The 11,122-nt window shown below is 37.5% G+C and carries 10 protein-coding genes and 1 tRNA gene; 5 read left to right on the forward strand and 6 right to left on the reverse strand.

The window, feature by feature from the left end; all coding sequences use genetic code 11:
* Positions 1 to 5: 5 nt before the first annotated feature.
* The 3 genes from recO to G0028_RS05585 are packed head-to-tail and all read left to right on the forward strand — an operon-like array spanning position 6 to position 2,153.
* Positions 6 to 725 (forward strand): DNA repair protein RecO, encoded by a 720-nt coding sequence (gene recO, locus G0028_RS05575; RefSeq protein ID WP_180044890.1) that lies wholly within the window; start codon positions 6 to 8, stop codon positions 723 to 725.
* 30 nt (positions 726 to 755) lie between these two features.
* Positions 756 to 1,481, forward strand: coding sequence for a pyridoxine 5'-phosphate synthase (pdxJ, locus tag G0028_RS05580; RefSeq protein WP_180044889.1), 726 nt, complete (start codon positions 756 to 758; stop codon positions 1,479 to 1,481).
* A gap of 27 nt (positions 1,482 to 1,508) precedes the next feature.
* Positions 1,509 to 2,153 carry a tRNA-(ms[2]io[6]A)-hydroxylase gene (locus G0028_RS05585; RefSeq protein ID WP_180044888.1) on the forward strand — a complete coding sequence of 215 codons (645 nt, stop codon included), beginning with the start codon at positions 1,509 to 1,511 and terminating at the stop codon, positions 2,151 to 2,153.
* A 157-nt stretch (positions 2,154 to 2,310) separates the two neighbouring features.
* Here G0028_RS05585 and G0028_RS05590 read toward each other — a convergent pair.
* Positions 2,311 to 2,386, reverse strand: a tRNA-Asn gene (locus G0028_RS05590).
* 245 nt (positions 2,387 to 2,631) lie between these two features.
* Here G0028_RS05590 and G0028_RS05595 point away from each other — a divergent pair.
* Entirely contained in the window at positions 2,632 to 3,087 is a 456-nt protein-coding gene (locus G0028_RS05595; RefSeq protein ID WP_130072903.1) for a hypothetical protein, read from the forward strand.
* Positions 3,088 to 3,109: 22 nt separating this feature from the next.
* On the opposite strand, the gene G0028_RS05600 is transcribed toward G0028_RS05595, so the two are convergent.
* The 4 genes from G0028_RS05600 to G0028_RS05615 all read right to left on the reverse strand — a co-directional run bounded on the left by G0028_RS05600 (position 3,110) and on the right by G0028_RS05615 (position 8,031).
* The gene (locus tag G0028_RS05600; protein ID WP_180044887.1) at positions 3,110 to 4,549 is read right to left on the reverse strand and encodes a cryptochrome/photolyase family protein; all 1,440 of its coding nucleotides are present in this window, start codon (positions 4,547 to 4,549) and stop codon (positions 3,110 to 3,112) included.
* A gap of 172 nt (positions 4,550 to 4,721) precedes the next feature.
* Positions 4,722 to 5,204, reverse strand: a complete 483-nt coding sequence (locus tag G0028_RS05605; RefSeq protein ID WP_111859859.1) for an FKBP-type peptidyl-prolyl cis-trans isomerase — start codon at positions 5,202 to 5,204, stop codon at positions 4,722 to 4,724.
* A 143-nt stretch (positions 5,205 to 5,347) separates the two neighbouring features.
* A complete protein-coding gene (locus tag G0028_RS05610; protein WP_180044886.1) occupies positions 5,348 to 6,634 on the reverse strand; it encodes an NAD(P)/FAD-dependent oxidoreductase in 1,287 nt (428 codons plus the stop codon).
* A gap of 128 nt (positions 6,635 to 6,762) precedes the next feature.
* On the reverse strand, positions 6,763 to 8,031 hold the full coding sequence (locus G0028_RS05615; protein WP_180044885.1) for a D-alanyl-D-alanine carboxypeptidase family protein: 1,269 nt from the start codon (positions 8,029 to 8,031) through the stop codon (positions 6,763 to 6,765).
* Positions 8,032 to 8,199: 168 nt separating this feature from the next.
* Between G0028_RS05615 and G0028_RS05620 the strand changes: the two genes are divergently transcribed.
* Positions 8,200 to 9,903: a M61 family metallopeptidase gene (locus G0028_RS05620; RefSeq protein ID WP_130072899.1), complete on the forward strand. Its 1,704-nt coding sequence runs from the start codon at positions 8,200 to 8,202 to the stop codon at positions 9,901 to 9,903.
* 44 nt (positions 9,904 to 9,947) lie between these two features.
* On the opposite strand, the gene G0028_RS05625 is transcribed toward G0028_RS05620, so the two are convergent.
* Positions 9,948 to 10,961, reverse strand: coding sequence for an ELM1/GtrOC1 family putative glycosyltransferase (locus tag G0028_RS05625; RefSeq protein WP_180044884.1), 1,014 nt, complete (start codon positions 10,959 to 10,961; stop codon positions 9,948 to 9,950).
* Positions 10,962 to 11,122 lie beyond the last annotated feature (161 nt).

Here is an 11,122-nt window from a genome sequence, read left to right on the forward strand (position 1 = left end):
CCAAGATGCGAAATGAAATCTTGCATGGTTATTTAATCCATCATCGAAAATATCGTGAACGTAGCCATATTGTGCATTTATTTACACAAGAGTATGGACGTGTTGATGGAATTTTAAGGCAAACGCCGCCTCCGCAATATCAGCCAATCACCCTGCAAGCATCAGGGAAAAGTGAGCTGAAAAACTTTTCAAAATTAGAAATACTTAATCAACCTGTATTTTTTTATGGGGATGCATTTTTTTCAGGGTTTTATCTGAATGAAATTCTGCTCCGTTTATGCCCACTTGAAGAAAGTATGCCGCAAACTTTTGAGCAATATCATGTTACGCTTGAGCATTTACAACATTTAGCCTCACATCCCGAGCCTCATACATTTTTAAAACAAATTTTACGTCAGTTTGAGTATGCGCTTTTAGAAGAGTTGGGCTATCCCTTAGATTATGAGATGGATGCACAGCAAGCGCCGATCATTGCGACGCAACGTTATCAATTTCAACTGTCAGATGGATTTATTCCTATTTCCCATAGCGCTTCATCGACCCTAAGCGGCGAGCAGATTTTAAGTATGGCGAATTATGAAAAGGGTAGGGATTTTAATTCAGAACAGTTACAATTATTGTCGAAACTTTATCGCCAAATGATTACCTCATTGCTTGGTGATCGCCCATTAAAAAGTCGGCAACTGTGGATACAAAATTCTCAGTCCAAAATTGTGAATCGCTAGTTTTTATTTTGATGTATTTAGGAAAATATTATGGCTGCATTGCTTGGTGTAAATATTGACCATGTTGCAACACTTCGACAAGCACGTGGTACGACTTATCCTGATCCTGTTGAGGCAGCATTGGTCTGTGAACAAGCAGGTGCAGAGGGAATTACCTTGCATTTACGTGAAGATCGCCGTCATATTCAAGATGCTGACGTGTATCGTATGCGCTCAGCAATCAAGACACGTATGAACTTGGAAATGGCAGTCACTGATGAAATGGTCGCAATTGCACTTGAAGTTAAGCCGCAACATGTTTGCTTTGTACCTGAAAAACGCCAAGAAGTGACGACTGAAGGTGGTTTGGATGTGGTTGGACATTTTGCTGATGTGAGAGCTGCAACGCAGGCATTGGTTGCGATTGGCTGTGACGTATCATTATTTATTGATGCTGACTTTGCGCAAATTGACGCAGCAGTGGCATGTGGTGCACAAACCATCGAATTGCACACAGGTGCTTATGCAGATGCACACACTGAAGATGCACATCATCACGAGTTAGAGCGTATTATCAAAGGTGCTGAATATGCGGCTGCAAAAGGCTTAGTGGTCAATGCAGGGCATGGTTTAAATCTTAAAAATGTCGCTGAAATTGCAGCAATTCCACAGATTCACGAGTTGAATATTGGTCATTCAATTATTGCAGAAAGTGTTTTTGTTGGCTTAGAACAAGCAGTGAAAGACATGAAAGCAGCAATACATGCTGCAAGTTAATACATTGGAATATATTGAAAAGTAGTCATGTCGAATATTAATTATGATGAACTAATGCAACCTGTCATTGGTTTTTTAGGCTGTGAAACGCCTCAAGCATGGTTGGATGAAGCCCTAAAGAATCTTGATATTTTAATGCAAGATCATGCCAATTGTGAGAAAAAAGCCGCAGGAACAGCCATGAATTTGATGTTCCGTTATAGCTTTTTTACAGATTTACAAGTTAAGCTTGCACAACTTGTTCGTGAAGAAATGCTACATTATGAACAAGTTTTAGAGTTTATGACCAAGCGTGGTCAAGAATGGAAAGGTCTAAGTGCAGGACGTTATGCAGGTGGTTTGCGTAAGGAAATTCGTACTTATGAACCTGAAGCATTGATTGATGTTTTGGTGATTGGTGCTTTTGTTGAAGCACGTTCTTGTGAGCGTTTTTATGCTTTAGCGCCCTTAGTTGATGAAGAACTTGGGCGTTATTATCGTTACTTACTAAAGTCTGAATCACGCCATTACGAAGATTATCTCGCTTTAGCATTGGATGTAGCGAAAACCGCTAAACTCAAAGACCCTGAAGAAGATATTCAACAACGTATTGAATTAATTCGTGAAGTAGAAAAGGATTTGATTTTAACCCCAGATAAAACTTTTCGTTTTCATAGTGGTGTTCCCATATAAGCTGTGGCTTAAATGTTTAAAAAAAGGAAGTGGTCACACTTCCTTTTTTATTTTGAGATAAAAACTTTACTATTAACTATTATGTTATTGGTTTCAATGTGATATTTGTTTTTGCATAAAAAAAGCCCACTTCGTTATGAGTGGGCTTTTTAGTATTTGGCTCTCCAACCTGGGCTCGAACCAGGGACCTGCGGATTAACAGTCCGTCGCTCTACCGACTGAGCTATTGGAGAATCTGCATGTGATTATAAGGATATATTGTTGAGGGTCAAGCCTTTCATGTCATGTTTTCTTCATTTTTGTGCTGTATGCTTTTTATTTGAACAAAAATAATAAAATTCAAAAAAAATCAAAGAAAGGGTTGCAATGATGAAAATGGCTTGTTAGATTAAATTTAGAAAGTGAGTTTAAGCAACTGCTTAAACCGTGTGGATTTAACCAACTTGCCAGCACTAAAATGGCTAAATAGGAGACAGCGATGAATACGCTTAGCATTTCCGATATTTTTTCAAATTTATCTTTTTATCAAGAAAACTATCTTTCTATTCTGCAAAATTCTGAACATTATTACACTGAAGTTGAGCATGCTTATTTTGAAGTGTGGCCTTTTGGTGAGAAAAAATTATTCCTAGGTGATTTATTACAGCTTTGGTTTAGTGAAAAATGGCTGATCAATGCAAAGTGCCGGCTTTTAACAGATGCAAGCACGCAAAATACGCAGCAATCTATCCAACGTGAGCATGATCTATACTTATTTCAACTGGTCGGCAGTACTTTTTCAGGTGCAAATCATGCCAAGGTGTGGTCTATTTCTGAGCAAAAAGTTGTGCATATTGCTTTAGATCGTGTTTTTAAATATTACTGTTTCTTTGAGTCGATCGAAAGACCAAAAACTGCTCAACTGCCATTTAACCATTTTAAACATGCTATTTAAAGTTGTCATTTGCACAGGGCTTTTAAGCAGTTAAGTGTTTGAAAGCCTCAATAGCTCTTTGTCGACTCATTTTTAAGTCAACGATTGGTTGAGGATAATCCAGTTGTAAATTAGGTTTTTTAGCATAAGGTTCATGGATGGTTTTAGCATCCAAATGTGCAATTTCAGGTAACCATTTTCTTAAATAATCACCATTTTCATCAAACTTTTTAGACTGACTGATCGGGTTAAAAATACGGAAATAAGGGACAGAATCTGTCCCTGTAGAGGCACACCATTGCCAACCACCATTATTTGCCGCTAAGTCACCATCAATCAAATGCTGCATAAACCACTGTTCGCCTAAGCGCCAGTCAATGAGTAAATTTTTACTGAGAAACATGGCTACGATCATACGTACACGGTTATGCATCCAACCTGTTTGTAACATTTGACGCATGCCAGCATCGACAATTGGAATACCTGTTTGTCCCTGTTGCCATGCTTTTAAATCTTCTGGTGAATTGCGCCACTGTAAATATTGTGTATTGATTTTAAAAGGAATATTTTTAGAAATACGTGGGAAATCAAATAAGATATGTTGATAAAACTCTCGCCAAAGTAGCTCATCTAACCATGTTTGTTGTCCAATATTGTTTATATGGAAATACCCTTGTTGCTGACGAAATAACGCATTCAAGCACTGACGAATCGATAAAATTCCGAGATTTAAATAGGGTGATAGCTGACTGGTTGCTTCAAGATGTGGAAAATCTCGTGCGGTTTGATAATTGAGGACTTGGTGTTCTATAAAATGATCTAATATTGTGTGGGCATGATTTTCACCCACTTGCCATTTTGAATAAAAGTCATTGTTCTCAAAACCTAATTGTTGCAAATTTGGAATGCTATGTGAAATTTGAACGGCATTTTCGACTTCAATATCGAATAATTTTTGTGGTTCGGGTGTTGGATAGGGGTGTGGAATGGAAATACTGAGTTGTTCATAACAGTATTTTTTAAATGCACCAAAGACTTGATAGGGTTGGTGGGATTTGTTGCGAATGGAACCCACAGGAAAAATGCTACGATCATGGTATAAAATCAAATCGCATGCATGTTGGTTGAGTGTTTTTTGTACTTGAAAATCACGTTGTAGCTCATTGACACCGCATTCGATGTTGGCGTGTACATTTTCGATATTGAGTGTATCGCAATGCTTTAAAATATGCTTTGGTAGGTCATGCCATTCGGGCACGATATCAACAATTAAGGGAATATGCAGGGCATTGAGTTGTTGTTTAAGTTGTTGTAATTGTCTCAAATAAAAGTCGATTTTAATTGGAGCATCATGATGTTTACGCCATTGCTGTGGGGAAAGGGCAATGAAAGCGATGCTTTGTCCTGACTGTGTTGCATGCCACAGTGCACTATGGTCTTGAATGCGTAAGTCTTGGCGAAACCAAATCAGTTGTCGTTTCATGATCTTTCATATGGTATTGGTTGGGGGCTTTGTGTACAAGGCTGTATCGAAAATAGAATTCTATTGATTCTAGAATAAAATTCAAAATGAACAAAGTAATGAGAATAAAAAAACAAGCTCATAAAAAAGGCAAAGTATTAAACTTTGCCTTTTTGCTGAGATCGCAATGATCTTAGTGGTGATGACCACCTGCACCGTGAACATGACCATGTTCTAATTCTTCAGCAGAAGCGTCACGAATTTCAACGATTTCTACTTCAAAAGTAAGATCTTGACCAGCAAGTGGGAAGTTTGCATCTACAACAACGTTGTCGCCTTCAACTGCTTTAACAGTTACGATTTGAACGCCATCTTCAGTTTGTGCTTGGAATTGCATACCCGCTTCGATGTTTTCAACACCTTGGAACATTTGAGCAGGAACTTCTTGAACGAGGTCAGGATTGTATTCGCCATAACCTTCAGCTGCAGGAACGTTTACAGTGAATTTTTCGCCTACAGTTTTGCCTTCTAAAGCTTTTTCTAAACCAGGAATGATATTTCCTGCGCCATGCAAATATGCGAGTGGCTCACCTTGTGATTTATCGAGAGTTTCACCCTCAGCGTTAGTCAACGTGTAGTGGAAAGAAACCACTTGGTTATTTGCAATAGCAGTCATGTTATTGATCCATACGACAATAGAGAGTTATAAGCTTACATCATAAAGTGAAATGCAATTTTTGTAGACTAAATTTACGAAAAAAAAGCATTTTTACCACTTTTTTGATGGTTTTTTCATTAATAAGGGCGAATTATTAAATTTCAATGCAATTTTATCCGCGGTGCGATTTTTCGTGTAACAAAATCTTTGGCCGTGAGTAATCCTGCATGAGCATAACCATAAATTGTAGCTTGATGTAAACGATACAATGACACATACATGGACTTCGCGACAAAACCTTGCACGTTGACCTGACCGAGTAATTCACCCACAGCTTTGTTTTTGCTGAGTGAGACTAAAGAGCCTTTGTCTGAAAATTGGAACATTGGTTGTTTATGACCACTTACACGTGCCTTTAAAGCATCAACCATAAATGCTGCTTGTTGGCTTGCTACTTGTGCACGTGGACCAAGTGCTGCTTCTCGTGCATCTAAAATACAGTTGGCACAGTCACCAATGGCAAAAATATTGGGGTCAGTTTTGGTTTGTAGTGTTGCGTAGACTTCTAAGCGTCCCATACGGTCTTTGCTGAAATCTGGTAATTCTGAAATCACCTGTGGTGTCTTGATCCCTGCAGCCCAGACTTTAAGCTCTGCTTGGATGCTTGTACCATCATTAAAATAAACACGTTCAGCATCAACTTTTTCGACACGTTTTGCGGTTAATATATCAATTTTCATTCGTTGCAGTTGTTTGTCAGCATGTTCTGCAATTTTTTCTGAAAGGGCTGGTAAGATACGATCTGCGCCTTCAATCAGTGAAATTTTGACTTGATTGGGATTGATTTTATTTAAGCCATAATTGTAGAAATTTTGTTTGGCTTCGACTAGCTCTGCTGATAGTTCAACGCCTGTTGCACCTGCACCAATCACCGCAATATTGAGATGACGTTCAGTATTTTTATTTTGTGCATCTAAATATAAATGCAGAAGATCTTGTTGGAAAATTTCAGCCTGTTGCAAACTGTCTAGATAATGACAATATTCTTTGACACCTGGGGTATGAAAGTCATTTGAAACAGAACCTACCGCCAAGACTAAAGTGTCATAAGCAATAGTTTGTTTTTCACTTGCTGCTTCATATTTTGTGGTTTGGGGTTTAATTAACGTAATTTCTTGTTTTTCACGGTCTAAATGTTCAAAGCGACCTTGAATAAACTCATAATGATGCTTCGCTGCATGTGCATAATAATTGATTTCTTCATCATTGGGATTCATGGTTCCCGCAGCAATTTCATGTAAAAGTGGTTTCCAAACGTGGGTAAGCTTTTGATCGATCAAAGTGATTTTAGCTTTTTGTGCTTTGCCTAAAGTATCGCCGAGTTGTGTGACCAGTTCTAAGCCGCCCACACCACCACCGACAATCACGATATGATGAATTTTTGACATGAATTACCTAATAATTTTTATTGAAGGATGGCTTAATATGCCATCCTGTTGGTAATTATTTGTATTTTTTGTTTTACAATTTACATACTTACAACAAAACAAAGTAAATGGGTTGGGTTTGCTCTTACTCAGAAACCTAACCATGTTTTTAGCCATTCGAGTAGACGTTCAAACCATGATGCTTGCTCGATATGTACTTCATCTTCAATGTCAAAAGATTGCAGTAAGAGGTCATTTTGATAGACATTGACTTTGGCTAAATGCATTATTTTTGCTAGTGGCGCAGTCAGCGAAGCTTCATTCAGTTCGACATTTAAATGTGTCTCTGTGTTTTGCAAAGGGTGAACTGCGGACAACAATCCTGTTGCATTTGCTTGCATGATTCTTGAATTGATATTGTCAAAGTTCATCAAGTCGATCGGTTGTACATTATTGTATAAACTGGTGGTCACAATTTGAGGTTTTTTGGCTTCAACTTTAAACATTTTCAAAGTCGATTTGACCACAGGTAACTCAGCGATTAATTGCTTGTCTTTGATGACAACTTCATCACGTGTATAGGCATATGCTAAGTTTAAAAGCTTGTGTGCAACTTCGGCACGTTTGCTCGCATTTTTGGTGCCCATCACCACGACGATAATACGGCGATCAGGTACATCCGGATTGAGTGTAGGGCGGTGTGCTGACAGAGCTAAATTATAACCTGCAGCTTTAGTGAATCCTGTTTTTAAACCATCGACACTTGGGTCAGTTTTTAAGATCAAATTGGTTGCATGATGAAAGTGTTGTTTATAGCTGAAACTTGGCATCACCGAATAATGCAAATAATCAGGGGTATGCTGTGCAACAGCTTGTCCAAGTAAAGCCATATCATGCGCAGAGGAAAAATGCTCAGGCATGGTAACGCCTGGCGCATTGGCAAAGTGCGTGTTATTCATTCCCAAAGCTTTCGCTTCTTTGTTCATGCGTTCAATAAAAGCAGGGAGTGTACCTGAAATACGTTCTGCTAAAGTCACAGCTGCATCATTGGCAGACATGACAATCAAACCTGCAATCAGTTGATCAACTGAGATTTGTTCGCCTTCTTTGAGATACATTTGTGATTCATCCCATTGTACGATTTTAACAATAGGTGTTGCTGTCAGTATTTCATCTTTCTTCAGATGTCCTGCCTGAATTTCTTTTAATGCAATGTACGCCACCATCATTTTGGTCATTGAAGCGGGTGCACGTTGTACATGACTATTATACTCAGCAATAGTCTGTCCTGTTTGAGTATCTAAAATCGTCCAAGCTTCTGCTTCTACTGATGCTGGATTGATATTTAATAGTGCTGCATTGACGAACGTTGAGCACAGTGAGCAAATGAAGACAAGCAAGTAAGTGGCAATTTTCAAGGGGGACAGCCTTAGCAAAACAGGAGGTGAAAAATATAACGAATGCTATGCTTTTTTCACTATTCTGGCTAGTCAGTTTTACAATCAAAAAGCACGAATAAAGCACAGCTTTGTAAAAAATGTTAATCTAATAAATAATTACCTTAGATATTTTTTTGAATACGGCTTATGTTGCATTATCAAATTGAATTTGACGATTATCGTCAGCATCTCGTGCATGTCACTTTACGTTTTTTAGCGAATCCAACCCAAGTATTATCTTTGCCAACATGGATTCCAGGTAGTTATTTAATTCGTGAATTTGCCAAGCATTTAGAAGCTGTTAAAGCCTATGATGAAGCAGGGCGCGAACTCCAAATTACCAAGTTTGATAAGAACAAATGGCGTTTATATAACACAGATCATGAGCTCATCACGGTTGAATATGATGTTTATGCTTATGATCTCTCAGTGCGTGGTGCTTATGTGGATCAAACACGTTTTTATGTAAATCCTGCGTGTTTATGTTTAGGCTTGCAAGATCAAGAACACTCGCCCATTGAATTGGAAATCTTTTTACCTGAAGAGTTAAAACATTTCCAAATTGCCACAGGACTAGCATCAAAAAGCTTAGTTAAAGGTCGTTATACGCTCACTGCGAAAAATTATGCAGAATTGATTGACTGCCCATTTGAATTGGCAGATCAAACACGTTTTAGCTTTGAAGCTCATGGTATTCCTCATGAATTTGTAGTTTCTGGCCAGCATGCAATGAATGCTGAACGTATGCAGCAAGACATTGAAAAAATTTGTAGCACTGAAATTGCCATGTTTGGTTCAGCACCTTTTGCAAACTATACTTTTATGACCATGGCAACAGGTAATAGCTATGGTGGTTTAGAGCATCCGAACAGTACCAGTTTAATTACACCACGTGATGATTTGCCCAAAGCCGATGAACCTGTTGAACCATCAGCAGATTATCAACGTTTCTTAGGTTTATGTAGTCATGAATATTTTCATTCATGGTTAGTGAAATTTATTCGTCCTGAAAATTTAGCGACCTATGATTTAAATCAAGAAAGTTTGACCTCTTTATTGTGGATTTTTGAAGGATTTACCTCTTATTACGATGACTTAATTTTGTATCGTAGTGGCGTAATTTCTCAAGAATCTTATTTAAAGCTACTCAAAGCACAGATTGATCGTTATTTACAAAATCCAGGGCGCTTCATTCAAACTGTTGCTGAGTCTAGTTTTGATGCGTGGATTAAGTTTTATCGTCAAGATGAAAACTCTAATAATGCAGGCACAAGTTACTATAACAAAGGTTGTCTAGTGGCATTATGCTTAGATTTAGGCTTGCGTATGAAAGGTTCAAGCCTTGATGCTTTAATGCGTAAATTGTATGAAAATACACAAAATGGCATTCAAGTGAATGAACGCACGATTTTCACTTTATGTGAAGAACTGACAGGCGTACAGTGGATTGAGCAAATTAACCACTTGATTAATACCACGGAAGAATTACCCCTTGATCAATTGTTGCCTGAATTTGGTATTGATTTTGAAGTAAAAAATGAAAAAACGTTGCCATTTGGCTTAAAAATTTCAGACAAAGCAGAAGGCGTGTTGATCCAGCAAGCCCATCGTAATGGTACAGGGGCAAAAGCAGGACTGTCTGCTCATGATGTGATTATTGCCATTGATGGTTTAAAAGCATCGGAAAAGTTATTGGTTAAATATGCGAAACAAGCAACCAATTTCACAGTCTATGCGTTCCGCCGTGATGAATTAATACAGTGTGAACTACAAGGCGGTGAAGTTGAGCTGAGTACAGTTGAACTTAACGTTGTAGATCAAAGCAAAGTCGCGAAATGGTTAAGCATTTAAAGTATCGAATCTAAATTTAAAAAGCACTCACTCGAGTGCTTTTTTTAGGCATAAGCTTTGTTCTTTTTTCGAGAGTTCGTGACTTTATGAAAATGTCCTTGAAAATAAAGCCTGTCTAACTGTTGTACTAAAGGTGTGACCATGTCTGTTCTTTTGATCGGACTATAGTGTTCGACAACTTGTCCCAAATGTGCAATAGATTTTCTTTGAATATATTGATAATTCAAGTATTTTTCGATTAATTCATCTGTTTTGGCTTCATTTAAACACACTGAAGTGACGATTGCACCTGTATGAATAGCTTCAGATAACATGGTAATGCTGTCTTCAGTCACAAAAATATATTTACACTGTGCTAATTTTTCAGACATTGTAAATTTTTGATGCGGGTCTATATGATCTATTTGTTGTGCACGTAATAAATCTAAACTTTTAGGGTCTAAATCAGGTGTTCTACGAGAGCAAATGACGCTTCCTTTCAACTGATGTATACTGACAAAATGAGCAAATTCTTGAATCATGTCAGAATAATCTTGCTTTGAAAAAGGATAATCTGAAGTTGATCCACCTAAAAGTAAAACAGCTTCATGTTGTTCTTGCGCTTTAAGCTGAGTTGCAAAATGCGCAGAAACTGGCGGTGTGGGTAAAATAATTTGTTTACAATTTACATTTTGAGCCAAAGCAGTAATGCTCAAATCAATGAGATTTTCATTAAATTTTCTTAAATTTCCAACATATAAAAGTGGTATTTGGTATTTTTGAGCCAAATATGCTGCGTAGATTAAATTTGGCATACCTGAGCAAATGATGATTTCTGTCTGTTGAATGCCTGTAGGTTCAAATTTAAAAAATAATTGCCCTAAAAATTTATAAAATATTGGAAAATTAGAAAACTTTTTAAATAAACTCACCCATTTTTTACTTAGTGTGATAGGGAGTTGAAAAGCTTGAAATCCTAAGGAGTATTTTTCTTGAATAATTTCAGCGACAGCAAGTGATGGATTTAAATGACCTTTTCGACCATCGTGAATCACGATCACAGATGTATTGGATCCCATTATAGTCACAACTTAACCTAATCTGATGTTTTGTTAGAATCAGGCTAGCGAGACATTATTAAATCATACTGAAGCTTAGATTAAAAATTTTTGACAAAGTGCAGTTATTGGTATGATTTACGCTTTGAGTATTTTAATCAAAATCACGATGTAAATAGGGT

Origin of the sequence: Acinetobacter piscicola (genome assembly GCF_015218165.1) — a bacterium.
Classification (GTDB): Bacteria; Pseudomonadota; Gammaproteobacteria; order Pseudomonadales; family Moraxellaceae; genus Acinetobacter; species Acinetobacter piscicola_A.

Bases quoted from the DNA above. Each gene is read 5' to 3' on its own strand.
- recO (WP_180044890.1), top strand. From the start codon at position 6: ATGCGAAATGAAATCTTGCATGGTTATTTAATCCATCATCGAAAATAT.
- pdxJ (WP_180044889.1), top strand. From the start codon at position 756: ATGGCTGCATTGCTTGGTGTAAATATTGACCATGTTGCAACACTTCGA.
- G0028_RS05585 (WP_180044888.1), top strand. From the start codon at position 1,509: ATGTCGAATATTAATTATGATGAACTAATGCAACCTGTCATTGGTTTT.
- G0028_RS05595 (WP_130072903.1), top strand. From the start codon at position 2,632: ATGAATACGCTTAGCATTTCCGATATTTTTTCAAATTTATCTTTTTAT.
- G0028_RS05600 (WP_180044887.1), bottom strand. From the start codon at position 4,549: ATGAAACGACAACTGATTTGGTTTCGCCAAGACTTACGCATTCAAGAC.
- G0028_RS05605 (WP_111859859.1), bottom strand. From the start codon at position 5,204: ATGACTGCTATTGCAAATAACCAAGTGGTTTCTTTCCACTACACGTTG.
- G0028_RS05610 (WP_180044886.1), bottom strand. From the start codon at position 6,634: ATGTCAAAAATTCATCATATCGTGATTGTCGGTGGTGGTGTGGGCGGC.
- G0028_RS05620 (WP_130072899.1), top strand. From the start codon at position 8,200: ATGTTGCATTATCAAATTGAATTTGACGATTATCGTCAGCATCTCGTG.
- G0028_RS05625 (WP_180044884.1), bottom strand. From the start codon at position 10,961: ATGGGATCCAATACATCTGTGATCGTGATTCACGATGGTCGAAAAGGT.